This window comes from Silvibacterium dinghuense, assembly GCF_004123295.1.
Classification (GTDB): domain Bacteria; phylum Acidobacteriota; class Terriglobia; order Terriglobales; family Acidobacteriaceae; genus Silvibacterium; species Silvibacterium dinghuense.
On the sequence record NZ_SDMK01000006.1, the window covers coordinates 42,755 to 68,643 of the forward strand.

Below are 25,889 nucleotides of genomic sequence, written 5' to 3' on the forward strand. Positions count from 1 at the left end.
TGTATCGCATGAGAAAGAGCTTGGTATTTGCCGGAACACTGGTCCTTGCCGCAGGCGCTTCTTATCTTGGCGTCAAGATGGTTAAGGTCCATGCCATGGAAGCGCCACGTGCCAATCGACAGACAGAAGCCGTCGTGGATGCAACTAACGCGTTTCTCAAAAGCCTGAGCGCCGAACAGCGTCAAAAGGTTATGTTCGCGTTCACTCCAGGGAAGAGCGCAACGATAGCCCACTTTCATCGCACGCAGGACGGAGGAGTCGCGCCCGGTGTGCCTGCCGGCAACGGGCGCCTACAGGGACCACCGCCGCAGGGTGACCATCCGATGCACGACCAACATGCCGGTCCGCCTCCCGATGGCAAAGGTCCGGGTGGTCCCGGTGGTTCTGGCGGTCCGGGCTTTGGCATGGGCCCGGCCGGTGGCTTTGTCGGAGAGCAATACGGGCAGGCTGTCTGGTCGAACTATCCGGTGAGTGACGTTCTGCGGCCAGGCCTGCGCCTCGGAACACTGTCCGCAGCGCAGCGGGCAGCTGCCATGCATCTGCTGCAAACAGTTCTCAGTCCCATGGGATATCAGAAAGTCCTCGACATTATGGGATCGGACCAGGCGCTGACCGATGCAGGCACCAACTTCGCTTCAGGTGAAGCCGTATACACCATCGGGATTTTTGGTGAACCGAGCACCGGCAAGCCGTGGATGCTTGAGTTTGGCGGACATCATCTGGGACTGAATATTGTGATCGCCGGCCCAAGTGGCATCATGACGCCGACTCTCACCGGGGCACAGCCATCTATATATAAGCACGGAGAGCAAACCGTCCGCGTCCTCGCAAAGGAGAACGACACCGCCTTTGCTTTGCTCGACGCGCTCGATGCGGGGCAGAAGAAAAAAGCCATCCTCAATTACGAAGTAAACGATCTCGTGCTCGGCCCCGGTCATGCCGGAGAAACGATTCAGCCCGAGGGCATCAAGGGCTCGGACTTGAATGACAGGCAGCGCGCCATGCTGCTGGACGTTATCGCGCAGTGGGCCGGGATCGTCAATGATGCCTATGCAAAGCCCCGCCTGGGCGAGATTCAGGCGGACCTGAATGATACCTACTTCGCGTGGAGTGGACCGACGACGCATGAACCGGGAAAGAACGGCGGTTCGTATTACCGCATTCAGGGACCGAAGGTCATCGTCGAGTTCTCACCTCAGGGGGTAGGTGGCGATCCGACAATGCACGTTCACACCATCTATCGCGATCCCACCAATGACTACGGTGTGAAGATCACCGGTGCGGAATGAAACGCTTCGTCATTCTCCTCATGCTGATCGGCCTCTCGACCGCATCGGCATGGGCGCATCGTCTGGATGAATACCTGCAGGCCACGATTCTTTCCCTCGAACCCGGAACCATCCACGCAACGATGCGCATGGTCCCGGGCGTGGCCGTCGCGGAGCAAATCATCGCGCAGATCGATACCAATCGAGATGGCCAACTTTCACAGACCGAGCAAGAGGCGTATGCAAAGCGCGTCCTGAACGACCTTTCCCTGAGAGAGGACGGAAGTCCGCTCACGCTTCGGCTGACTGCGTTCGAACTTCCATCTCTGGAGTCGATGAGGCGAGGTACAGGTGAAATCGTTCTTGAATTTGCAGCCGATTTCTCGAAGAGGGGCAGCAGACATGAACTCATTTTTGAGAACCACCACCTGCCGAACCTCTCCGTCTACCTGGTAAATACGCTGGTCCCGGGCGATAAGCATATCCGGATCGGAAGCCAGTTCCGCAATCACAATCAATCCTCCTACTGCCTTTACTTTGAAACTGCAGGCAGTACACCCGCGTCGGGACCGTCCTTGACTTTCAGCGGACTCAACGCCGCCATTCGGCTGGGCATGCACCATATCGCCGAAGGAACCGATCATCTTCTCTTCCTTTTGACTCTCCTCTTGCCAGCACCTCTGGCCGTGTCTGCCCATCGTTGGGCGGGCCGGACGAGCGCCCGTAAAAGCCTTCTGAAGATACTGCGCATCGTAACCGCATTCACGCTCGGCCATTCTCTTACGCTGACGCTCGCAGGCTTTGGCCTGGTCAAAGTTCCCAGTCAACCCATCGAGGTGCTGATTGCAGTCTCCATCTTCGTCTCTGCGATTCACGCACTGCGTCCGCTCTTTCCTGGGCGCGAAGCAATCATCGCAGCATCCTTCGGCCTGATTCATGGGCTGGCATTCGCCTCAGCGCTAAGCGAGCTCGGTTTCACCGGCTGGTATCGCCTCATCAGCGTCTTCGGATTCAACCTTGGCATCGAGACGATGCAGTTGATCATCGTTGCCGTCACCATGCCTTCCTTACTTCTGCTGAGCCGTACTTCTTTCTACAAACCGTTTCGCGTGATGGGCGCGCTCTTTGCGCTCGTCGCCTCCTCAGCCTGGATGATCGAGCGTGTTTCCGGAAACCCGAACAGAATTGCGCAAGACATCGCACAGTTCGCTCAGCACGGCGCTGTGGTTTTCGGAGCATTGTTTGTTCTGAGCCTTTTAGCGTATGTCATGAGAGAACACTGTGCAGACAGGATGGAGTTACAAGCAGAACCGCAAGCAAGGATTGATACGAGTCACTTGGAGACGTCTTAACCTTCCAGCCTTATTCGACACAGGCCATGGAATCTAACAGCGAAGCCGATCGGGTTTCAAGCCGTATCTACTGATAATCGACTTCCACCTATTCGTTCGGCCTGACACTCCTCTCTTTCAGAGACTCGTAGTCTTTTTCGCTGACAGGCTCTAACCAAATTGTTTTTCCTTTTTGCGTCGGCGTAACAGCGATATAGGCAAAGCCGCTATTGGGTGCTGCACCGTGCCAATGCTCCACGCCAGGAGCGCACTTGATGACGTCTCCCTTGTGCACGATGCGGACTGGCTTTCCTCTTTCCTGGTAATAGCCCGTGCCTTCGGTGATGAGCAGAACCTGGCCGCCGGGATGAATGTGCCAATCCAGTTTGGCGCCGGCGTCATAGGTTGCCATAGCGACACTGGGATCGAAGGTACTGTCTCCTTCACTGAGCTCGTTAAGCCAGATCTTCCCCGTGTGATTCTTTGCGGCGGACAAATCTCCTTTCGGAAAAATCTGCTCGGTTGTTTGCGCGCGGCCTTGCACAAGAAGTACAAGGCCCACTGCGAAGGTGGTGATTGGGAGTTTTGCTCTCATGCCTGCGATTTCTCCTTTTGTGCTGGACAGCTGCTTCAACGTCCGGTCATCTTTAACGCGGCTTCTGGAAGGCGCTCGCCTTCCAGATTCAGCTTCAAAGTCGCTTCGTCAATCTGCTCCAGATCGTCGGCGGTCAGGTCGACGTTCACCGCGCCAAGATTCTCCTTCAACCGATGGAGCTTGGTGGTTCCAGGGATTGGCACAATCCACGGCTTCTGTGCGAGCAGCCATGCGAGTGCGACTTGTGCCGGCGTCTCACCCTTGCGCGTCGCGACAGCTTTGACCAAATCGACCAGGACCATGTTGGCCTTTCGCGCCTCGGGTGAAAAGCGAGGTACAAGATTGCGGAAGTCGGTGGGGTCGAACTTTGTGTTTTCGTCGATCTGGCCTGTCAGGAATCCTGCTCCCAGAGGACTGAAGGGCACGAAGCCGATGCCAAGCTCCTCCAGTGCCGGCAGCAACTCGGCTTCCGGACCACGCCAGAAGAGCGAGTATTCACTCTGCACTGCTGTGACCGGCTGGACAGCGTGAGCCCGGCGAATCGTCTGTATTCCAGCTTCTGACATGCCGAAGTGTTTGACCTTGCCCTGGGTCATTAAATCCTTGACCGCTCCTGCTACCTCTTCGATCGGCACATCGGGATCGACGCGGTGTTGATAGAAGAGATCAATCGAATCGGTCCGCAGACGCTTCAGGCTTGCGTCAGCAACAGCCTTAATGTGTTCCGGCTTGCTGTTCGTTCCGGCTCCGCGCTTGCCCGTTGCGGGATCGATCTCGAAGCCGAATTTGGTAGCAATCGTCACCGAGTTCCGGATCGGCTGGAGCGCTTCTCCCACCAACTCTTCGTTCAGGAACGGGCCATAGGCTTCGGCCGTGTCGAAATGTGTGACGCCAAGGTCATAGGCGTCGCGGATGAGCTGAATCATCTCGTCCCTATCGGACGCCGGGCCATAGGCCGAAGTCATGCTCATGCAGCCGAGGCCAAGGGCTGAAATTTCAAGGCCGGAGTTTCCCAGTTTGCGCTTCTGCATCGTTTCCACTCCCCATGCAGTCTAGGGAGAAACGAACGCGGACCGTTATCCTGATCCTGCCGATCTTTTGCCTGATTCTCTTGATGGTCAGCCGTTCTACTGGCATTGTGAGAGCCAACGTAGCTATGCTTGAGAGGGAAAGAGACGCAAGAATGAAGAGAAATGGCAGGCATTCCGTCGCTCCTCCAGTCGCACGGCTGATCCAGGATTTAAGAGCCGAGCTGGCGAAGAAAATTGCCTGGTTCATCGGCTCTTCAGAGAGAAAGGTCACGCAGATTCCGGGCATGGTGCTGGTTCGCAGAACCGCGCCGACTGCACCCTGTTCAGGAACGTATACGCCGAGCGTGATCGTCGTTGCTCAGGGCAGCAAGCGCGTCGATCTCGGACAGACAACATTTACCTATGATCCATCGCAATTTCTTTTGACTTCCATTGAGCTGCCGACCATCAGCCAGGTAGTGGAGGCAAGTGAGGCTAAGCCTCTTCTCGCAGTGGCGATCCAGCTGGAAATGCCAATGGTCCGCGAGCTTCTTAATCGGGAAGATGTTCATGTGAGCGAGTCATCGCCTGCCACATCGGCAATGGTGACGGGCGAGATCACTGCGGAGTTGCTGGATGCATGCTGCCGCCTAATCGATCTATTGGCGAATCCGCAGGATATTTCTTTTCTGAGTGGCCACATCCAACGCGAGATTGTTTATCGGCTCCTGTGCGGCCCCGAGGGCGCCCGCTTGCGAGCGATTGCAACCTCAGGAGATCAGAGTCATCGCACTGCAAAGGCAATCTCGTGGATCAGGGACAACTATGCGAAACCGGTACGCGTGGACGACTTGGCTCAGATTGCGGGCATGGGCGTATCGACGCTGCACCATCACTTCCGCGTGCTGACTCGTATGAGCCCTCTGCAATATCAAAAGCAGTTGCGGTTGCAGGCGGCGCGCGGGCGCATGCTCATCGATGGCATGGATGCCTCAACGGTGGCCTTTGAGGTTGGATACGAAAGCGTCAGCCAGTTCAATCGGGAATACAGTCGCTTCTACGGTCAGCCGCCGATGCGCGATATTAAAGCTCTCCGCGAAGGTAAAGTCGTAGCGATGAGTGTCGCCTGATGGCGACCGTCTGAGTTTTGAGAAGCCTTTACTGTGAGACACGGAGCGCGGCAATCAGCGCGGCCAAGGCGGCGGGCTGATTGCGACGGCTAGGGTAGTAGAGGAAATATCCTGGGAATGATGGACACCAGTCTCTCAGCACTTGAACAAGGCGCCCCCTGGAGATCAGTTCTGTCAGCGTATCTTCCATTGCTGTGCCGATGCCAACTCCATCCAGCACGGCCTGGATGACCAGGTCAGGATCATCGAACTGGGCTGGCCCTTGCGGGCTGACCGTGAGCACCTTCCTCCCCTTTTCAAATTCCCACCGGTAAAGACCGTTGTGAAAGCGGAAGCCGATGCAGGAGTGGTCTTTTAAGTCCTGCGGGTGTCGAGGGATGGCATTCGATTTGAAGTATGCGGGGGAGCCCACGACCGCAAGGCGCATCTCTCGAGTTACGGGGACGGCGATCATGTCCCGTTGGATGAACTCTCCCAACTGCACGCCTGCGTCGTACTCGCCAGCAATCAGATCGACGGGATCGTTGGAGGAGGTGACCTCCAATACGATCTCCGGGTATTTGCGGGCAAACTTTGCGAGTTTCGGAAGAAGTACCATCTCTGTGGCTGTGCGCGGAATGATAAGGCGGATTCGGCCGGCGGGACGCTCTCGTTGCTTCATGGTTTCGGCGACAGCATTTCCAATTCGTTCCAGTGCGGGTGCGAGTTCCTGAAGCAGCGCCGTTCCCGCGGCAGTCGCGGAGACACTTCGGGTAGTACGGGCCAGCAACTGAACGCCCAGCCTCTTTTCCAGGCCACGCATCGAGTGACTAAGAGAGGACTGGGATACTCCGAGTTTCGCGGCGGCCCGAGTGAAGCTGCGTTCCTCCGCGATCATGACAAATGCTGACAGCTCTGCAAGATCGTTTCTCGTCATTTATGAATACTATTCATAACTCTATGCAATATGAAACAAGATTTTTGATAAGAACCTGACATCTAATCGAAGTGTGTGGGGCAAAAAACGCCGATTCTAGGCGTTAGCCAGCCTCAAGGGAGACGAAGCATCATGGTTATTTCGTTTGAGAACAAGGTAGCGCTCGTTACGGGCGCGGCTTCGGGGTTGGGGCTTGCAACGGCGAAGGCATTTGCCGAGGCAGGAGCTGCCGTGGCGCTGGTGGACTGGAACGAGAGGGAAGTACAGACCGCTGCAAAGGAACTCGCCGACAAGGGGCACAGGACGCTTGCGATCCAATGCGATGTCTCCGATGATGCTCAGGTGGAAGCGATGGTGAAGAAGACAGTGGCGGAATTTGGGCGTCTTGATGCCGCTTATAACAATGCAGGCATCCAAAACATGCTCGCAGAGACTGCCGACGTTCCTCGTGACGACTATGACCGGGTGATGGCCATCAACCTTCGTGGAGTGTGGAGTTCGATGAAGTTCGAGTTGCAGGTGATGCGCAAACAAGGCAGCGGCGTCATTGTTAACTGTTCTTCACTTGGTGGTCTGGTGGGCGGCAATCAGCGTGGCACGTATCACGCGGCGAAGCATGGCGTGATTGGTTTCACCAAGAGCGCGGCTCTGGAGTATGCAACGTGTGGCATCCGCGTGAATGCTGTCTGCCCCGGATTGATCCGTACGCCGATGAGCGACAAGATGGAAGCGGAGGGCCAGGGCGAAGCATTGAAGATAATGCGCGAGACTTTTGTGCCGATGCAGCGCGAAGGCATGCCTGAGGAGATTGCCAACACTGTGCTCTTCCTGTGCAGCGATCTTGCCAGCTACATCACCGGTCAATCGATTTCGGTCGATGGCGGTTATGTGATGCGGTAAGGCGGGATGAGAAGCGATGGAGCGCCGGAATTTCATCCAGGCGAGCACGCTATTTCTCGCGAACATGCTGTGGAGCGATGGCCTCGCTCTGGCTAAGGAGATGAAGATGTCTGATGCAAAGAAGATCGTCCCGCCCACAGGGCCTCTGACGTATGACGATGTAAGTTCTGTTTCGCCAGCACTTGAGCTTTACACCAAAAAAACGCTGCTTGGCGGCCTTTGGAAGCGTCCCGAGCTTTCTTCACGTGATCGGAGCATTGTTACCGTTGCTGCGATTATCGCCCGTATGCAGATGTATGAGATGTCTATTCATTTTGCGCTGGCGCTGGATAACGATGTAAAGCCTGCGGAACTCTCCGAGGTCATCACACATCTTGCGTTCTATGCGGGCTGGGGTAATGCGATGGCGGCCATTTCTGTTGCGAAGGATCTCTTCCGCCAGCGTGGCATAGGCATCGACCAGCTTCCGCCGGCCAAGGGTGAGCTGTTGCCTCTGAATGAAGAAGCGGAGAAGCAGCGCGCGACGCAGGTTGGCAACAACTTTGGCACAGTCTCTCCGGGCCTGGTGCAGAACACGACCGACTTGCTCTTCCGTGATCTGTGGCTTCGTCCTGCACTTGCGCCGCGTGATCGAAGCCTCGTTACGGTGAGTGCATTGATCGCCAACGGACAGACGGCACAGATTCCCTATCATCTCAATCGCGCAATGGATTGTGGCCTGAGGCAGGAAGAGGCTGGAGAGGTGTTGACGCACGTAGCGTTTTACGCCGGATGGCCGTGTGCGTTCTCCGCGTTGCCCGTCGTAAAAGATATTTTTGAAAAGCGGACGAAGTAAGCAGGCTTACGATTTGTAACGGAAAAGGATACCTTGAAAATCACACGAGTAGGAACTACACCTTCAATGGTCGGATCGGCCGACTGGTTCACCGGAAACGTTCGCGTCGATTCTCTCTTTCCTCCCGATGGCGGACGACACTCGAATGGAGGTGTTGTCACCTTTGAGCCAGGTGCACGCACCCGTTGGCACACGCACCCGGCAGGCCAGACGATCATTGTCGTGCAGGGCCTCGGCCTGGTTCAGCGCGAAGGCGGTTTTATCGAAGAGGTGAGGCCGGGCGATGTTGTCTTCTTTGAAGTTGGTGAGAAGCATTGGCATGGGGCCTCCGCACAGGTAGGCATGGCGCACATTGCTATCACGGAGGTGCTGGATGGCAAGGCTGTCGATTGGCTTGAGCCGGTCACGGACGAACAATATGCCGGGTAAAGGAGCAACGATGAGCGACTGGAGCGAAGCAGAGCTGAAGCAAATTGCCGCAGCAGATGATCTCCACATCTCCCCATTTCGGGAGGATGGAATGACCTATGGAACGCCTACGTGGATATGGTCGGTTGTGGTTGACGGTGGACTCTATGTGCGCGGCTATAACGGACAGAATTCAAGCTGGTACAAGGCGGCAGTGATGCAAAAGGCCGGACGCATCCGGGTCGTAGGCCTGGAGCATGAAGTCGCGTTTGAACCGGTTGTGGACGAAATCAATGATCGTATCGATGAAGCGTACCGGGCGAAATACAGCACCAGTCCCTACCTGGCTCCCATGATCGGAAAGCGGGCCCGCGCGGCAACGGTAAAGATCAGTCCGCGATAGCAAAGCCCTGTCCTAACGGAGACGATGATGAAGAAGCGATTGCTCGGCAGTGGAAGGCTTGAGGTGTCGGAGATCGGACTCGGCTGCATGGGAATGAGCTGGTCCTATGGGCCGCCGAAAGACAGGCGGGAGATGATTGCGTTGATCCACGCAGCCGTAGACCGGGGCGTCACATTCTTCGATACCGCCGAGGTCTACGGTCCATTGTTGAATGAGGAACTGCTGGGAGAGGCACTCGAGCCGTATCGAGCTTCTGTCGTAATCGCAACTAAATTCGGTTGGCAGCCGAATCCCGGCGACAGCGATCGATCGAGTGCGTTGAATAGTCGGCCAGAGCACATCAAACAGGTAGCGGAGGCTTCGCTGAAGCGCTTGAGAGTAGAGGCAATCGATCTCTTCTACCAGCATCGCGTTGATCTGGAAGTGCCGATCGAAGATGTAGCCGGAGCAGTGAAAGATCTCATTCAGGAGGGCAAGGTGAAGCACTTCGGTATGTCCGAAGCAAGCGCAAATACGATCCGTCGTGCGCACGCAGTGCAGCCGGTTACAGCCTTGCAGAGTGAATACTCGTTGTTCTTCCGCGAACCGGAAGGGAGCGTGATCTCAACTCTTGAGGAACTGGGGATTGGGTTCGTGCCCTTCAGCCCTCTGGGCAAAGGGTTCCTGACCGGAAAGATCGACGCCAATACGAAGTTTGACAGTACCGACTTCAGGAACACGGTTCCGAAATTCAGTGAAGAGAACCGCAAGCATAATCAGGCTCTGGTCGAGGTGATTGCGAACTTCGCGCACGCAAAGGGCGCTACTCCGGCGCAGGTCGCGCTTGCATGGTTACTGGCAAAGAAGCCGTGGATTGTACCGATCCCCGGGACCACGAAGCTCGACCGTCTGGAAGAGAATCTTGGCGCTGTGAACGTTCAACTTAGCGAAGCGGATGTCGCTGCACTGGAAGACGCATCTTCAAAGATCAAGATTGAAGGCGCACGCTATTCCGAGTTTCACCAGCAGCTGGTAGGTCGCTAAAACACACTTCCGGAGGTGCGCACATGAAATGTTCCGCGCGGAGATTTCTTACATCGCTTCCCAGTAGCATCATCGCCACCGGTGCGCATGCACAGTCGCGTTCGCAGCAACCGAGTATTATTGGGACCTGGCACCTGGTGCGCATCGAATTGCCGGGGCAGAATGACAAGCCCTCCGAAATGCCACAGCCTGCAGGAATGCTGATCTATACAAAGGACGGTCACGCTGCCGTCCAACTCATGTATCCGCAAACCTCTCTATCGAACGAGTTCGTTCATGATGGCTATGAAGCGACATTCGGCACCTATGATCTCGAACCGGAAAAGCACCAGTTGGTCTATCACGTTCAAGGATCGGCTACCCGGGAGAAGCTTGTCGGGACAAGCGAAACGTTGCATTACGACCTCCCGGACAGTCTGCACATGATTATCCGTCCCACCCATGCCGATCAGCATTGGTCAGTTACTTGGGAGCGCTACTGAGCCATACCGTTCATTCACGGCCCATCAAGTCTTCTTATGCCGAGAGTTATTCATTGCTTATATGTGTTAAAAGTTGAGATAGATCGGATTGCCTAGCAATAGCAGTCTGCCGTTTGTGGATCGAATATTTGCTCGAATCCAATGGCGGTTGCCGTCGCTGACATATTCGAAGTCCTGCAAGAAGCCGTGGCCGGTTTCCCAGGAATCCCCGGTTGGTGTTGTTACTTTCCCATCCACAATCCATTCAGGATAGGAACCTGGCACAGACTTTGCACTTAGATGCAACGCGATGTGCGCTCCCTGAGCGGCGTTGAGCGTGTCTCCCATCATGGCTTTTTGTCCCCCAAGTTCTGCTGTGAGCGCCATCGCCCTATCATCCGATCCGTCCGCATCGACGAAGACGTGACCAGCACGGACGCCATCAAGAATGGCACGCTCGGATAGATTTTGTGCGAAGACGACGGTCGTGGGATGGCCAACCCCGGAAGATGATCTGACAGGATTTGCCGCATCATGATTATCGCTGCCGCCAATCGCCGTGATTCGAAAGCCATGGTTTAATTTGTCCTGCCAGAACGGAATACCGGAGTCAGGCCCATCGGCCGATGCACCGTTGATCGCTTCTATGGCCTCTACGAGGCGATAGTTCGTATTCGGCACACTCCATCCGCAACCCATGCATGCAGCTCCTGTAGGAGCATTGGGGTGATTGATGGAGAAGAGTCCGTGAAGATCATGGACTTCGCGCAATATATGGCCGATGTCAGGGACCTGAGATGTCGTTAGGCGGAAGTCTACGAAGTCGGTTGTCCCGAAGACATTTGCATGGCCTTCAAACGTGGTGATCTCGCGGCTTGGAATCAGGAGCAGCTGGTCGAAATAAGGTTGCAGCTCTCGTTCGTCGTTGTATTGAGAGATGGTATTGTGATCGCTGATCGCGATGAAGTCGAGTTTGTGCGCTGCTGCAGCCTCCACTGTCTTATAAAGCGGACACGGAACCTTTTTGCCAGACTGGCTCAGGCAAGAACCATCGCTGTGTGCGTCATGCATGTGGAAATCGCCGCGGAACCATGATGGCCCCTCTCGCAGCGGTGCGCGGCTGAAAGTCGAGATGGCGGGGACATCGCCTCTGTGTCCAAGTGTGACTTTTGCCTCGTAGTGCGATTCGACGCCATGCTCGATATTCGGAACCCCTATCAGCAGTGTCCATCTTCCGGCGGGTATGAGGCCTGGCAGATAAGAAGGTGTCGCATCTGTCTCTGAAATGGTGAAAAAGCTTTTATTGCCACCGCTCCAGCCACGAAAGCGTTGAGGATCGAGAATCCCGAGATCGAGATGGGTGTGCTTATCATGCTCTGTATAGGAGAACTCGACAGAGACTCGAGTGATGTCAGGCGGAACAAGGAAAGGAACTTCTTTGTATGTCTGCCTGTTGGCGTAAGTAATGTTGCCCTGCAGGATGATATCCGGTCTGGTGATGCGTGAGACAGGAGGAGCACTGCTGCTTTGTGCCTCTACATTGCAGCTGACCCCGATGAGGAAACATGCCAAAAGGCATGCTACGAACGATGTGGCTTTGAAATGTATGGCCCTGATAACTGTAATCTCTTCCGGTGATGAGGATGTGTGTTGTGCGGACAAAGAAACGCCGCCCCGATTGTGAGGTTCGGGGCGGCGCCATGATTAGAAAAGTAGCTTCAAGGCTACCTGTAGCTCACGCGGTGAGTTTCGCAACGAGGTGATCGAGCTGAAGGTACTTGGGCTCTCGTAGTTAAGGCTGCCGGGTTGCGCAAACTGAGGGTTATTGAAGGTGTTGAATGCCTCTGCTCGGAATTGCAGGCGCGTACTGTCGGTAAAAAGGAACTCCTTGAAAAGCGAAGAGTCGATGTTGTACCAGTTAGGGCCTCGCGCTTGCTGAGGGCCGCCGCCAAGAACCGCGTAGTCCGTCTGTCCGACTGCGGTCGCGGCTGCCGGCTGGGCAAAGGCCGAGGGGTTCAGCCATTGCTTCGTGTTGTGTGTGCCAGCATAGATATTCTGATTGGCGACGACTGGAGCGAAACAACCGAAGTCGGCTGTCGTTGAGGTCGCGCAGCTGATAGTCAAGGGTTGTCCGCTCTGGAAGGTGTAGATGTAATTGACCGACCATCCTCCGATGACAGCATCGACAAGCCGACCTGAATGGTTGAGGAACTCGCGGCCGCGTCCGAATGGCAGCGCATACGAACCCGAAATATGTACGACGTTCGTTGCATCTGTATCGCACAGGCCATAGTCGCCCGAGATGCCGAAGTTAGGCAGCCATTGAGCGCGGTAAGCCGAGGTCGCCGTGCCCTGCGTCCTCTGGTTTGAGAAGCAGCGGCTGTAAGTGTAATTGCCGAGAAGCGTCAGGCCGTAATTGAGCTGATGCTCGTACGTAAGCTGCATGGAGTTATATGAGCTGCCGCCATTTGTCGATTCATAGGTGGCATTGGGGGCGAAATTCGGATATGGAATGTACTGTGTATTGTTATTTGCTTCTGTCGGCAGTTGCGAGATATTGGTGCCGACAGGAAGAATCTCCGACGGAGAGTTGCTTGCGCCGAGGTTGTCGAGATGACGTCCAAGTGTGCCAACGTAACCGAGTTGAACAGCGTCGTGCTTGGAGAACTGCTCCTGCACGGTTAGGTTGAAGGTCTGCACGGCAGGCGTCTTGTATTGATAGACGCGGCCATACAGATTCACGCCGGTGCCTGTAACTTCAGCCGGATTGGACAAGTCGATCGTAGAGAAGGTGTTCTCCATGGTCGCGGTTTCGCCATTGGAGAGCACGAGGGGCGACTGAGAGTTCGGTGCATTTTGCGTGATGGTGTAGATGAACGGATAGTTCGTGCCGAGTGTGCCACCATAGCCGAGGTTGCCCAGCGCACCGTAAGAGATACCGTAGCCACCGCGAACGACAAACTGATCGGTCACGCGGTAGGCAAAGCCGAAGCGTGGACCGAAGTTGCTCGCCTGTGCATGGCCCAGGGCCGCATTGGATGTGCAGTTGACGCTGATGTTGCTCTCGGCGAGCAAGCTATTGAATGAGGCGGAACGCGGCACTTCACAGCCTTTATTTGGAATGTAAACTGTGCCGGTGGGGCCATTCCCGTTCACTGCGACGAAGTTTGCCTGGCGTCCATTGATTTCCGTGTAAGGCGTGAAGTAGTCGTAACGCAGGCCGAGATTCAGGGTGAGAGCTGGAGTGACACGCCAGTTGTCCTGGAAATAGCTGCCCGTATACCAGCGGTGATACTGGGTCCCAGCAAAGTTCGAACCGCTGAAGCTGGCGAGACCGCCTACGTTATCTACGGGGGTGACGTTCTGGCTTGCAGCAATGGAAGAGGCAGTCGGCGTCAGCAGCAGATCCGCAATGCCGTTCAGCTTCTGGTTGGAGTTAGGAATATCCGTGAATTCGCCACTATAGGTGAAGAGGCCGCGCGGAGCGGGTGGCTGCATGATATTACCCTGCAGATCGTCCACTTGTACGCCGGCCTTGAAGGTGTGGTTGCGGTAAACCTTCGTGACGTTGTCGGAATACTCGGCATCCCAGACTGTCTGGATAGTGGGACGGTCGTCAGTCGGGCCGATACTGGTCAGCCCGTCAATGGTAAAGCTGGATAGCCCGCCATTGCCTGCAACCTGGGGAATGCCTTCGATGCCATATTCCGCCGGGATACCGGTTTCGTTTGCGTTAAAGAGAATCTGTTCCTTGGTGCTGTGGCCAAAGCCGAAGTGAAATTCATTGGAGAGCGAAGGCGTGAAGACATGGTTATAGCCGATCGCGACCTCGTAAGAAGGGAAGAATTCGTTCTGATCGTTTTGTCCGGGCAATGCGCCTGGGGCAAATTCATTCCAGAGGCTCTGGTCCCAGACACCGAACAAGGTATCCCGGTCGCCGAAGCTCTGATCGATGCGAAGGTCGTACTGGTTAATGTTTTGCGTCTGGAGCGGGTTATAGATGTAGTTGTTGGAGAGGACGGTGGTTCCGGTGCGGTTCGGGAGCGGGTACTGATTGAGAAGCTTGACGGCGTTCGCGTCAAGGCGAGACGCAGGAACCAGGTTGAGCTGCGAGGTCAGCCCGGTGAAGTTCGTTACGCCGGCGAGGGAGAGGCTTGCTGCGTGAAAAGGGTCGCGAACATATACGGATGAGGCCGAATGGTTGACCAGCCCGGTGACCGGATCGGTGGCTCCAGCAGCAATTTCGCGGGTTGTGGCCGGGTCCAGAACGGTGCCATGCGAGAAGGTACGGCCCAGCGCATCCGTGCTGCTGCCGCTATTGCCGTTGATCAGATCCTGCAGGTTGGTAAAGCCGCTGTTGGCCATTGCGGCCGTAGGTACGGAGCTGATCGACTGCGAGGGAGTTGCGATTCGGGTGCCCTGGTAGTCGCCAAAAAAGAATGTCTTGTTGCGGCCGTTGTAGAGATGCGGGAAGACAACCGGGCCGCCGATCGTGGCACCGTACTGATTCTGACGGTACTCGGTCCGGGGCTCGCCGGACTGCTTCGAGAAGTAGTTATTTGCGTTGAGGTCTTCGTTGCGCAGGTATTCCCAGACATCGCCATGCACGTAATTTGTGCCAGAGCGGATCACGGCATTGATGATGCCGCCTGTGGAGTGGCCGAATTCCGCGTTGTAATCGCCGTTTTGCATCTTGAACTCCTGCACGGCATCAGGCGGAGGGGTGATTGTGGCGTCAGTGCCGACGCTGCTGCCGCCGAAGAACTCGATGTTATTGTTCACGCCATCGAGGCGGAAGTCATTCTGATAGAGCTGCACGCCATCGACAGAGTAGAAGGCGTTTTCCGGGGTGCCACCATTCTGTCCGATAGGAGCCGTGGCGACGCCGGCGGCGAGCTGCCCAAGAGAGCCCCAGTTGCGAGACTCGAGTGGGAGGTCATTGATGGTTTTCCCGCCGATGGTCTGACCTACGGCAGCGTCTTCGGTCTGCAGCAGCGGAGCTGCCGCGGTGACGCTGACCTCCTGCTGCACCTTGCCTGGATCGAGGATGAGGTCAATGGCCGTGGTCTGTTGCACGTGAACATCCACCCCATGGGTGACCCGGGTCGCGAAGCCGGCAGATTCCACGGTAAGGGTGTAGGTGCCTGGAGCCACCGCGTTGAAGGCATATTCTCCGGAGGCAGAGGAATGGGAGGTGACGGCAATACCGGTCAGATCACCTTTGAGTGTGAGGGTGGCTGCCGGGATGAGCGCTCCGGTGGGATCCTTTACGGTGCCGGCGACGGTGCCGGCATCAATCTGCGCTGTGGCCTCTGCAACGCCGATCAGTGCGAGTGCTGCCGCACACATCAGCGAAAGTAGGAATTTTTTTAAACGTAGCTGTGCCATGAAGTCCTTTTTCCACGACTGGGCTTGCATATTCGTTGGAAGGCGGCCAGCGTGCGGCGGGAGGGAGCCGCGGAAGGTGGCAACCTTCCTTTGGAGACTCGCAAGCCGCAAAGGAGCTTTCAAGGGTAAGAGGCGGGAATACACACAGGTGAGCAGCGTGGGCACGAAGGCTTCCGCTTGAAAGAAAGCCGTTTCCGCAGAGATAAAAATCCGGTAAATAGCGAGGTGTATACCCCTCGTAAATGCTATGTTGAAACAGGAATGAAGGGCTTTCTGGTCAGGCGACGCTGACGAACTCCTGGCGCTCGCTACGCTGATGATGCATGGTGATTGCGGCTGTCCTCTATGGAGCAGGGAATCGCTCCTCAAGGATGTATGCGGAAGCAGAAGTAGAGGCAATTGTGTCCGTCGAAGTGCAACGTGAGACTACACCTCAAGAGGCACTGATCGGGCGCATTCTTGCCAGCCGACATTTCATAAAGGCGCCGCTGCTTTCGGCCTTTCTCTCCTATGTCTGCCAGCGCTCGTTGCGTGAAGGCGCGAGTCGAATCTCAGAGCAGGAGATCGGTACTACGGTCTTCGGTCGGGAACACGGCTACGACTCACGCGAAGATAATATTGTCCGAAATTACGCGCGGCAGCTTCGTCGCCGGCTGGACGATTATTACGCTACCGATGGACACGAAGAACTGCTCCGGATACAGATTCCCAAAGGCGGCTATGTTCCGCTCTTCTTGAGCAATCATGGCGCGGATAAGGAGTCAGCCGATAGCCTCTCTGAAAACGAGCCCTACGAGAACGCCCAGGAGCCTGTTGCGAGGGCTTTCAGCGAACCAGAAGGGTTTCAGGACCGCTACGCAGATGCTCAATCCAAACTGGCGTCCCGATGGCCCTGGATTCTGGCGACTGCCTGTCTTACATGCGCGCTTGGCGCCAGCCTTACCGCACTCCTCTGGGTATGGATGCATGCCCCCAAGGGCCTTTCTGCGGGGAAAGATCCTAATCAGAAGCTATGGGCGCAGCTCTTCACTCCAAATCGGGACACCCTGGTTGTCCCTGCCGACACTGCCCTGGTGACAGTCGAGGACATGAACCAACGTGAGTATTCGCTTACGGAATATCTCAGCTGGTCTTCGGTGGAACATCCCGGGCTTGGCTTCGATACAGGATTGAGGATACGAAAGTACACCGACATCGAAGCCCTTGAAGTGGTTGACGAGCTCGTTCGGTTACCGGAGTGGAAGCCGGATCGTGCTTTTGTTCGGACCGCAAGCAAACTGCATGTGGAGGACCTGAAGGATGACAATCTCATCTTCGTTGGGTCGGTCTATAGCATTCCGTGGATTCAGCTTCTCGACAACGAACTGAATTTCCGGCTTGTTTACGAACCAAAGCTTGGGCGTGCTCACATCGAGAACCGCCATCCCACCAAGGGCGAAGCTGCAACCTATGCCAACCAATGGAACGGCGTAAACGAGACAGACTATGCTGTGCTTGCGCTCATCCCCAATCTCAATCACACCGGGAGCATTCTTTTATTAGAAGGACTGGACAGCGCTGGTGTGTATGCAGCGAGGGATATGCTTTTCGGCAACGAAGGGCTGCAGGATATTTTGAAGCAGTGCACTCGTCCTGATGGAAGCCTGCGCGGCTTTGAGGCTTTGCTTGAATCGCAGAGCGTAGATTCGCATTCTACCGGTATCCGCGTCATCTCCATTCATCGAGCCGACTGAAGCGGTCCGGCTGGCAGCAACGGCAGGTACGGCGCCGCTGCCACCAGCCATCTCGGTGGTTTTAGAAGGTGAATCGGCCGGCTAACTGGACAGTACGTCCGCCGCGATCCGATGTCAGGTCTCCGAAATCGGAGTTGCCCAGCGAAAAGCCGGAAGGGCTGGTTGTTCCTGAGCCAGTCAGGAAGTTTGTTGTGTTGGTCATGTTATAGGCCTCCATCCGGATCTGAAACGACCGTTGTTCCCCGAAAGGGAAGAACTTCGAAAGCGAAGCATCGTAGTTCCTGTACCCCGGTCCCAGCACGGTATTGCGGCGCAGATCCCCGACCGTACCATTCGCGGCCTGGGTAAAGGCGTTCACATTGAACCAGTGAACCGCGCTGTTGTTCGGATCGACCTTATGCGGACCCTGATTTGCGCTCTGGCCAGGAACGACATCCGGCCGCTGACGGCAGTTTCCGCAAATGAAGCCGTTGTGGGCACTGTCGTAGTTCTGGTTGACGGTGTACCACGGTCCGCTTTCGAGGGTAAGGATTCCACCCGTCTGCCAGCCGCCAAAGAACGCGTCCGCGACGCGGTTCAGATTGCTGCCGAATTTTCTGCCGCGGCCGAACGGAATGTCATATTCGAAGCCGCTCACAAACCGGTTCGTAATGTTCCAGTCGGAATTGCCGCGCTGCAGCGTCAATTGCTGATACGGATAACTTGCGCGTCCATTGTTTCCGACACTCAACCCGGAGTTGGTGATGTCGTCGATATCGTGCGCCCAGGTATAAGCCGTGATCATCGTCAATCCGCTGTTCAGGTGGCTCTGGAGTTTCACTCCGAGTGCGTTGTAGGTGCCCATGCCCTGATTCGAAGGACCCTGAATGGCACTGCCGGCAATCAGATTGTCGTTGGAGTCGACGCTCGGAAAGGGTTGCCGATCCGCGTATGGAACCGATCCATCGACAGACGGAGAAGGGAGGTTCCAGTCCTGGTTCGTATACATGGAGGTCGTTTTCGAGCCGAGATAGGAGATATCCAGCACCGTCTGCGCGCCGATCTGCTGTTGCACGGTCACGTTCCACTGCTCGAAATAAGGCGTGCGCATGGGAAGCGCCATGGCAAACAGTGTTGGATCGCCGGGATTCGTCAGCGCATACGAGGGAAAGCCGGTAGACATGGTGACGGTGTTTATCGTCGTTGGATTCGAGTTGGCGACCTGGAAGCTGTCCTGGAGCAGGAACGGTGTCGAGAAGCCAGGGCTTGGCTCGCCATAAGGGCCGAGTTGCTCCGGGCCGTAGTACAAGCCATATCCCGCGCGGAAGACCGTAGTTGGCGTGACCAGGTAGCTCAAGCCAATGCGCGGCCCGAAATCATGATGATCCGGCTGTACGCCGAAGTAGCGATTCGAGTGCTCGTCGAGGATCAGGATACCTTTATCGATCTGCGCCTGCGTCGCGGTGGGAAAGGAGCCGCTGTAACCAGGGATGTGCAGGATGTGCGTCGAGGGATCGAGCACCGCGCCATGATTGTGTGCTTCGAAAACCGGCGTCACAAAGTCCCACCGCACTCCTACGTTGAGGGTGAGTCTTCTCGAGACATTCCATGCATCCTGAGCGAACAGTGAAAACGCGCGCCGCTGATAGTCGTTGGTGTGAATCGCAGAGATTTCTGCCAGTTCCGGCAGGTCCAGCAGAAAGTCTGCAAAGGGGCTGCCGGTTCCTGCATCGGCCACGCCATTTGTGTAATGCGCCGTGTAGTGGCCGTCGAAATCGAACTGCCCGTTCGGCGCAAGCGAACTGGCCGAGCTCAGGAACCAGACCCAGCGATACATTCCGCCAAGCTTGAGGGTGTGCTGTCCTTTCGTCCAAGTGAGCGTGTCGGCTCCCTGATACGTACCGTTCAGGTCCTGCTCGGAATAGGCACCGCCAAAGCCGCTGAGGGCGCTGTTGATGAAGCTGATGGTCGCCAGGCCGCCGGCGAGACCACCTTGTACGGGCACACCGGCAATTCCGACCTCCTGGTTCACGTTCTCATTTCCGTTCACCGGAGCCGTGATCCAGTTCAAGCGCGTCCAGCCGAAGCGCGCATCGTTGATCATGTGCGGATTAAAGACGTGTGTCCAGCCAGCAACCACTCCCTGGGCATTTGCAGTATTGCTGATGTCCCCGGTCAGGATCGTTCCAGAAAAGAGGGTCACCTGGGGCAGGCTCTGGTATTGATACTGATAGCGTCCGAAGATGGAATCATTCGCATCCAGCTTTTCGTCGATGCGCACGGCGACGCGGTTATCGTCATCATTCACCGGACTGCTGTGAACGTAGTTGTCCGCTCCCGACCCAAGCAGGTTGGGCGCGGGAATGGCGGCTGCGATCTTCTGCGCGACGGCGTTGATCGAAGGAATCGTATTGTTGGGGTACTGCTGGTTGGTCGTAGGGTCGTAAATGGGAGCATCGCCCTGAAAGTTGCCGGATGCTTCCGCGACCGTGGGAATCAGTCCGCGGTTCGGCGTTCCGGGCGAGCGATAGGGCTGGCGCTCGAAATCCGCAAAGAAGAAGCTCTTGTCGTGGCCGTTATATAGCTTGCCCAGCCATACCGGGCCGCCCACCGAGCCACCAAAGATATTCTTGGTGTAATCGGTCTTGGCAACTCCTTGCGCATTGTTAAAGTAGTCATTGGTATTGAAGTCGCTGGTCTGGAAGTACTCGTAACCTGATCCGTGGAAGGCGTTGCTGCCGGACTTGGTAATGACGTTGATGACTGCACCGCCGTCCCGTCCGAACTCTGCGGAATAGGCATTCGTCTCTACCTTGAATTCCGCAATCGCATCAAGCGATGGTTCGATCGCGAAGGTACGCCCCTCGTTGACGTTTTGGTCATAGCTGTTATTGTCGGTGCCATCCAGGATGTAATTGTTCTGATATTGCGAGATGCCGTTGGCGGCAAAGGCTCCGCTGGCAGTGTCGCGCGGGCCTGAAGGTGTGGAGTAGTTTACTCCCGTCGTGAGTACGGCGAGGCGATTGAAATTGCGGTCGCTGACCGGCAGGTTCTCCTTCAGAACACCGCTGATGGTCTGTCCTGCTGACACGTCTTCGGTCTGGAGTAATGGCGCCTGCGCCGTGACCACAACATTCTGCTGCACATCGCCGACCTGGAGGGTCACCGCCACCCGGCTGTTCTGCTGAATTTCCACCACAACGCGGTCTACCACATCCGTCTGGAAGCCAGTTTTGACCACCGCCACGCGATAGTTGCCCGGCGCCAGCGGCGTTGCCGACCACGTCCCAATTTCATTGGTCCTTCCATGCAGCTGGATCTGGGTGCCGACATTGGTCGCCGTCACCGCCGCATCCCGAACCGCTGCTCCCGATGCGTCTGTGACAACGACAAAAATTCCACCTGCGTCCTGCTGCGCGAATGCGCCGCAAACGGACAACAACAGGAGGTACAGGATGGAGATAGAGCGAAGAAATCTTGCTGGTCGAACCGACACGTTGAATCTCCTTCTTTTTCTACGCATGCGAGGTCTCGTTCATTGAGCGGGCATTCACCGTGCATTCACAGAAGCCTCACCTGCTTCCGAATGCAAGAGAACGCGCTCGAAGAGTTCGGGGGAATGCGCCCATCATGGAAGGGGGCTCGCGTAGGCCGGAAGGTGTTTTCACGGTGGAGCACGACGGAGACGAAGGAGCCTAACTCGCCGACCCGCTCGAAGCGGTGCTGAGTCAGCTGGTCTGTGAAAACGGGCAAGTACGCCGCAAGGGGCTTCTTTTAACGGTGTATAAACCGTGGAACCACATAATAGAGGTGTTTAAAGACGACCGTCTGCGCGTACATCGGCCGCTGCGTTGATTCGCAACAGGGCCGAAGGTGATCCATGAGAGTTGCCGTGAATGGCATGGAAGTGCTGTCGCCGGCTGATGCCGGAGACGTGGGATTGTCCCGTGACACGCGCTGGCAACTTGCGCAACGCATCGCAGCCAGCGACATCTTTGCGAAATCCGAGCTCCTGCAGAAGTTCCTCCTGCACATTTGCGAGCTTCACCTGCGCGATCGAGACAGCGAGATCCGAGAGCAGAATATCGGCGTGCGCGTCTTCGGCCGCCCGGCCGGGTACAACCCTGGTGATGACAACATTGTTCGTAACTATGCCGTGCAACTGCGCAAACGGCTGAGTCTCTATTTCGAGGGCGAAGGAGATCACGAGGAGCTTCGCGTCGAAATCCCGCGTGGGGGCTACATCCCGGTATTTCGCCGCAGGTCCGAACCACTGGCGCCTGTTCCGCATCCCGTGGCTGTCCCCGAGGATATTTCCCAAATACAACCGGCACCTTTTTCAGCTCTTGCCGCGATTCCGCCTCGTCGGGACTGGCGCATGTTCATGCTGGGTCTCGTCGTCGGACTGCTGCTGTGCGGTGCGAGCGCATATAAGTGGAAGGCGCAAGCGGTGGCAGCCACTTCGCACTTCGTCCCTAGCCCGCTGTGGGCTGCCATGTTTCCCCGCAATCACGACACGCTGATCGTTCCTGCCGACAGCGGGCTCGGCATTCTCCAGAACCTGACCCGGCAGCCGGTCGATCTCAGCAGTTACACAGATGGGCAATATCTGTCTGGCCTGAATTTGAAAGGGCTCGATCAGGGCAGCATCGATGATCTGCGCACGCAGCGCTATACGAGCATGATCGATCTGGATATTACATCGCGCCTCTCGCACCTGCCCGAAGTCGTTCCGGAGCATTTGGTGATTCGCTATGCGCGCGACCTGCGAATGGACGATCTGAGAGAAAACAATGCCATTCTGCTGGGTGCGATTCATACCGATCCCTGGATCAATCTCCTGCAGACGAATCTAAATTTTCAGTTTGCCTGCGCCAGGCGTGTGGATGATTGCTATATCCTCAACTCTCATCCGGCTCGAGGCGAACCGGCCTCATACCGGAGCGATCTTCGCAGCCCCTATCGCGAGACTTATTCCGTCCTCGCACTGCTGCCAAATCTGGATCACTCAGGATGGATATTGCTGATTGAGGGACTGGATATGGCAGGAACCGAGGCAGCAGCCGATCTGCTGCTGGATGACGCGACCATGCGCCCCGTCATTCAGAAATCCTTTACAAGGACCGGCGATCCTCGCGGATTTGAACTCCTGATCAAGACAGGCAGTCTCGGAGCGCAGGCGCTTCCTGCACAGATCGTCGCCGAGCGGCTTCCGAGCTAGAACAATAGCTGAGCGCCCTGGTTGAATGTCTGAAGGAGCGAATCAGGGGTGCATGCGCTTGAATCGCTGTGTGTATTCACCCGCTGTGATCCCCATCACGCGCTGGAATGTACGGCGCATGGAATCGGCAGATCCGAAACCGCATGCATCCGCGATCTCTTTCAATCCCAGGGAAGAGCTGTCGATCATCTGCTGCGCGGCTTCTACCCGCAGGCGGTCGACAAACTGTCCCGGATTCATCTTCATCTCGCGCAGACACACACGCGAAAAATGCCTTGGACTCATCCCCAGCCTCTCGGCCAGAGTTTCGACAGAAAGGTCTGCCCGCAGGTTTTCCAGCATGTACACCTGCAACTCGCGTAGAGGTTCAAACGTTGTTGCCTGGCGAGAAAGCATGTGACTGTACTGCGCCTGGCCGCCTGGCCGAACAAGGAACATGACCAGTTGTCGCGCCACCGCGAGGGCGGCCTGATGCCCGTGGTCTTCTTCCACTAACGCGAGAGAGAGATCGATTCCAGCCGTAATGCCTGCCGAGGTATAGATCGCTCCATCGCGAAGAAAAATAGGATTAGGCAGAACCTTCACATCAGGAAACTCGCGCGCAAGCCTGTCGCAGAAGTTCCAGTGTGTCACCGCCCGCTTTCCATCAAGGAGGCCCGCGGCTGCAAGAATGAAAGCACCGGTACAGATCGAGGCAATACGCCGGGATCTGCCTGCAGCATCCGCAATCCAGCGAAGATACGCATCATCATATTTGCCGCTCTCTGCGCCAGGTCCACCTGCGACGATCAGTGTGTCGATTGGACCAGAGATACTGGTGCACGGAACTGCGCCCGCCAGATGAATACCTCGATTGGTCTGGAGCTGGTCCGACCCCTCGACGGCAACAAGCGTGATCTGGTAGTCCGGAATGTTCGAAAAGACCTCGAGCGGACCGGTCACGTCGAGAATCTGCACTGGCGGCGGACCACTGATGACAACCCTTCGCATATCCCCATTTTATGAGTACAGCGATATCAGGACATATCTGGAGCGGCATCGAGAAAGACTGGATGATGACCCATGCAAGGAAAACCCCATTCCTGAGAATGGGGTTTGATCGATATTGCCATGCGGAGGAGTTCAGCCAATCCAGCTGGAACCGCGAATGATACTGCAGAAGTTTCCGCGCACAAACTTCGGGTCTTTGTCCGCGAGCACATCTGCTTTGACATTGCCAAAGGTGGTCTCAGGCTTCTTCTGGATGCCGTCGTAGAAGGCTTGAAGGATGTCTTCTTTAAAGTGCGGAGTCCGTGGGTATGCAGCAACAACCGCATTGCGGACCTGGTCAGAATACTCGGAGTACCTGATGCCCAGAACGTCCATTTCCACTCCTGCAGTTACGAGTGCGATAACCGGATGCATGTGTTCAGGAATGCCCGGAGTCGTGTGGAGAGCAATCGCTGCCCAAACGGTATCGAGATCGTGTTGCGGAATGCCGCGCGACTTAAGAAAGGTACGAGCAGCATTGGCTCCATCGACTTCGAAGCGCTCTGCAGGGCTGCTGTAGCCTGGCATCAGGCCGATGTCATGAAACATTGCGCCGGCATAAAGTAATTCGGCGTCAAAGTTGAAACCACGGTTCTTCCCGGCGATCGCCCCAAAGTAATAAACACGACTGGAGTGGTGGAAGAGCAGCTCCGTCTCCGTGTCCCGAATGAACTCTGTGATCTCCCGCGCCAGCTTTGTGTCGGGGATGCTGATACCGGAAACGGACTTCACTGAAGCAAATTCAGAACCTGAAGTAGTCATCTCATCTCTCCTGTGAGCCTGCTCACAGGAGTTACAGTATCTCCGCGTAGAGAGAATCTCCATGACACGGATACAGCATTTTCGGACATGGAGAAGACGCATCGGGCACTGCGTCTTCGCGCATGCAGTCCGGCACTTTAATGGGCTTGCGCAACCATCGCATGCGATGCGGGGTGGATCTGCTGCCCGGCCTGAGAGTAGAAGTGCTTGTTGTGCCAGGGATGAAGGCGCTTCAGACAGGCAACTACTCCCTCTGCATTCATCCTGCCGCCTTCGGGACTGTTATGTGTATGGTCCTTGGGGAAGAGCGGCATAACTTCTTTCTGCCCCAACTGTTCAAAGCGATCGGCCATGAGATCGGTCAGATCAAGGAATGGGATATGCTCCTCTTTCGCTAACTGCCGATCCCATTCGTTGAACTGGCCCATCACGCGCTCAATGTGATTCGCGGTCCAGATATCTCTTACCGTCACGCCGACGAGTACCGGGTGCGCACCCTTGCTCCTGGCATCTGTGATCATGCGGCGCACATACCAGCCGTAGGTATGAACTGTTTCACTGCTGTGATCCGCAAGCTCAACCGTCTGCTCCTCGTCTGAGAGGCCGGGAAGTGATCCGCGGTATTTGGGACTGCCAACCGGGCCGCCATCATTGTGGCCAAAGGCAATGAGCACCCAATCTCCCGCCTGAAGGCTGCTGAACACGGATTGCCAGCGTTGCTCGTGGTAGAAAGTGCGGCTACTGCTCCCGGCCTTGGCGCGGTTTTCTACCTGTACCTGGTCGGGGTTCAGGAGCGCGGCAATGGATTGCCCCCAGCCGCCATTCCATTCGTTGTTTGCCGTGGAGTCGCCAACAATCCATAGTGTTCGCTGGGCATGATGACCGCTTGTAGCGGTTGGATCGGAAGCACTTTGTGTCTGACAGCGTGCTGAATTGGAGGCAGGAAGAAAGAGAAGGTAGAGGGCAAAGAAACAAACGATAAGGGAGCGATTGCGAAACATAGACATCGATGAGGCATCACCTTGAGAGCATCGATTACAGATCACTTTTGATTAAAGTCGATGACGCGCATTTTTACCAAGCGGGTTAGGGGATGAATTGGTACGAAAGAGCATGCCGATGGAGATGGCCTGAGCTACTCGGCATAGCCTGGTTGGCACCAGATGGGCGAGGTATTGAAAATGCAGCATTTGGGCGATGCGTTTTCTGGGTCTCGAGGAGCTCCGGCTTAAGCTCGTATGTGCTGATTTCAGCTCCATGCAGAAGACTGATTTGGGAACATGCTGCCCCTGTCGGCAAGGAAGCAGTCAAATACCAAAGTTTTCTGAGTAAAGCATTTTACTGTTGACATTTTTGCGGTTTGATCTCTACTCTTCGCGTCCAGCGAATGGCTCTTTGCTTTCGATGCGCGCTATATTTCGGTCGCGGATTCGAAGTGACGAGCTGTAATGCAGCATGGCTGCGATCGCCGCTCTGTGTCCATACAAGGGGCGGAAA

20 protein-coding genes are annotated in these 25,889 nt (G+C 56.0%); 11 read left to right on the forward strand and 9 right to left on the reverse strand.

Annotated elements, in window-relative coordinates; all coding sequences use genetic code 11:
- Positions 1-8 precede the first annotated feature (8 nt).
- Positions 9-1,289 (forward strand): DUF3500 domain-containing protein, encoded by a 1,281-nt coding sequence (locus ESZ00_RS19405; protein WP_129210073.1) that lies wholly within the window; start codon positions 9-11, stop codon positions 1,287-1,289.
- The gene (locus ESZ00_RS19410; RefSeq protein ID WP_129210074.1) at positions 1,286-2,620 is read left to right on the forward strand and encodes a HupE/UreJ family protein; all 1,335 of its coding nucleotides are present in this window, start codon (positions 1,286-1,288) and stop codon (positions 2,618-2,620) included. Before ESZ00_RS19405 ends, ESZ00_RS19410 begins: the two co-directional genes overlap by 4 nt.
- Positions 2,621-2,708: 88 nt before the next feature.
- Here ESZ00_RS19410 and ESZ00_RS19415 read toward each other — a convergent pair whose 3' ends face one another.
- Together ESZ00_RS19415 and ESZ00_RS19420 are read right to left on the reverse strand one after the other, a co-directional pair.
- On the reverse strand, positions 2,709-3,194 hold the full coding sequence (locus ESZ00_RS19415) for a cupin domain-containing protein (RefSeq protein WP_129210075.1): 486 nt from the start codon (positions 3,192-3,194) through the stop codon (positions 2,709-2,711).
- Between the two features lie 35 nt (positions 3,195-3,229).
- Entirely contained in the window at positions 3,230-4,225 is a 996-nt protein-coding gene (locus ESZ00_RS19420) for an aldo/keto reductase (RefSeq protein ID WP_129210076.1), read from the reverse strand.
- 152 nt (positions 4,226-4,377) lie between these two features.
- Between ESZ00_RS19420 and ESZ00_RS19425 the strand changes: the two genes are divergently transcribed.
- Entirely contained in the window at positions 4,378-5,334 is a 957-nt protein-coding gene (locus ESZ00_RS19425; RefSeq protein WP_129210077.1) for an AraC family transcriptional regulator, read from the forward strand.
- Positions 5,335-5,362: 28 nt separating this feature from the next.
- On the opposite strand, the gene ESZ00_RS19430 is transcribed toward ESZ00_RS19425, so the two are convergent.
- Positions 5,363-6,250 (reverse strand): LysR family transcriptional regulator, encoded by an 888-nt coding sequence (locus ESZ00_RS19430; RefSeq protein ID WP_129210078.1) that lies wholly within the window; start codon positions 6,248-6,250, stop codon positions 5,363-5,365.
- 132 nt (positions 6,251-6,382) lie between these two features.
- Between ESZ00_RS19430 and ESZ00_RS19435 the strand changes: the two genes are divergently transcribed.
- The 6 genes from ESZ00_RS19435 to ESZ00_RS19460 are packed head-to-tail and all read left to right on the forward strand — an operon-like array spanning position 6,383 to position 10,301.
- A complete protein-coding gene (locus tag ESZ00_RS19435) occupies positions 6,383-7,150 on the forward strand; it encodes an SDR family NAD(P)-dependent oxidoreductase (RefSeq protein WP_129210079.1) in 768 nt (255 codons plus the stop codon).
- Positions 7,151-7,166: 16 nt separating this feature from the next.
- On the forward strand, positions 7,167-7,985 hold the full coding sequence (locus ESZ00_RS19440; RefSeq protein ID WP_129210080.1) for a carboxymuconolactone decarboxylase family protein: 819 nt from the start codon (positions 7,167-7,169) through the stop codon (positions 7,983-7,985).
- Between the two features lie 33 nt (positions 7,986-8,018).
- Positions 8,019-8,414 (forward strand): (R)-mandelonitrile lyase, encoded by a 396-nt coding sequence (locus ESZ00_RS19445; RefSeq protein WP_129210081.1) that lies wholly within the window; start codon positions 8,019-8,021, stop codon positions 8,412-8,414.
- Positions 8,415-8,424: 10 nt separating this feature from the next.
- Positions 8,425-8,796: a DUF2255 family protein gene (locus ESZ00_RS19450; protein ID WP_129210082.1), complete on the forward strand. Its 372-nt coding sequence runs from the start codon at positions 8,425-8,427 to the stop codon at positions 8,794-8,796.
- 27 nt (positions 8,797-8,823) lie between these two features.
- Positions 8,824-9,819, forward strand: coding sequence for an aldo/keto reductase (locus ESZ00_RS19455; protein ID WP_129210144.1), 996 nt, complete (start codon positions 8,824-8,826; stop codon positions 9,817-9,819).
- 23 nt (positions 9,820-9,842) lie between these two features.
- Positions 9,843-10,301 carry a lipocalin-like domain-containing protein gene (locus ESZ00_RS19460; RefSeq protein WP_129210083.1) on the forward strand — a complete coding sequence of 153 codons (459 nt, stop codon included), beginning with the start codon at positions 9,843-9,845 and terminating at the stop codon, positions 10,299-10,301.
- Positions 10,302-10,367: 66 nt separating this feature from the next.
- Here ESZ00_RS19460 and ESZ00_RS19465 read toward each other — a convergent pair whose 3' ends face one another.
- Complete coding sequence (locus ESZ00_RS19465; RefSeq protein WP_229740842.1) at positions 10,368-11,852, reverse strand: CehA/McbA family metallohydrolase; 1,485 nt, start codon at positions 11,850-11,852, stop codon at positions 10,368-10,370.
- Positions 11,853-11,984: 132 nt separating this feature from the next.
- Positions 11,985-15,668: a carboxypeptidase-like regulatory domain-containing protein gene (locus ESZ00_RS19470; RefSeq protein ID WP_164981637.1), complete on the reverse strand. Its 3,684-nt coding sequence runs from the start codon at positions 15,666-15,668 to the stop codon at positions 11,985-11,987.
- A 323-nt stretch (positions 15,669-15,991) separates the two neighbouring features.
- On the opposite strand from ESZ00_RS19470, the gene ESZ00_RS19475 reads away from it, so the two are divergent.
- The gene (locus tag ESZ00_RS19475; RefSeq protein WP_129210085.1) at positions 15,992-17,401 is read left to right on the forward strand and encodes a hypothetical protein; all 1,410 of its coding nucleotides are present in this window, start codon (positions 15,992-15,994) and stop codon (positions 17,399-17,401) included.
- A 61-nt stretch (positions 17,402-17,462) separates the two neighbouring features.
- Here ESZ00_RS19475 and ESZ00_RS19480 read toward each other — a convergent pair whose 3' ends face one another.
- Complete coding sequence (locus ESZ00_RS19480) at positions 17,463-20,876, reverse strand: TonB-dependent receptor (RefSeq protein ID WP_164981638.1); 3,414 nt, start codon at positions 20,874-20,876, stop codon at positions 17,463-17,465.
- 384 nt (positions 20,877-21,260) lie between these two features.
- Here ESZ00_RS19480 and ESZ00_RS19485 point away from each other — a divergent pair, with 384 nt between their 5' ends.
- Positions 21,261-22,601: a hypothetical protein gene (locus ESZ00_RS19485; protein WP_129210087.1), complete on the forward strand. Its 1,341-nt coding sequence runs from the start codon at positions 21,261-21,263 to the stop codon at positions 22,599-22,601.
- Positions 22,602-22,643: 42 nt separating this feature from the next.
- Here the strand turns inward: ESZ00_RS19485 and ESZ00_RS19490 are convergent, their stop codons facing one another.
- The 3 genes from ESZ00_RS19490 to ESZ00_RS19500 form a co-directional block, all read right to left on the reverse strand.
- The gene (locus tag ESZ00_RS19490; protein WP_129210088.1) at positions 22,644-23,591 is read right to left on the reverse strand and encodes a GlxA family transcriptional regulator; all 948 of its coding nucleotides are present in this window, start codon (positions 23,589-23,591) and stop codon (positions 22,644-22,646) included.
- A gap of 132 nt (positions 23,592-23,723) precedes the next feature.
- Positions 23,724-24,392 carry an HD domain-containing protein gene (locus tag ESZ00_RS19495; RefSeq protein ID WP_129210089.1) on the reverse strand — a complete coding sequence of 223 codons (669 nt, stop codon included), beginning with the start codon at positions 24,390-24,392 and terminating at the stop codon, positions 23,724-23,726.
- Positions 24,393-24,529: 137 nt separating this feature from the next.
- A complete protein-coding gene (locus ESZ00_RS19500) occupies positions 24,530-25,399 on the reverse strand; it encodes a rhamnogalacturonan acetylesterase (RefSeq protein WP_129210090.1) in 870 nt (289 codons plus the stop codon).
- Between the last annotated feature and the right edge of the window lie 490 nt (positions 25,400-25,889).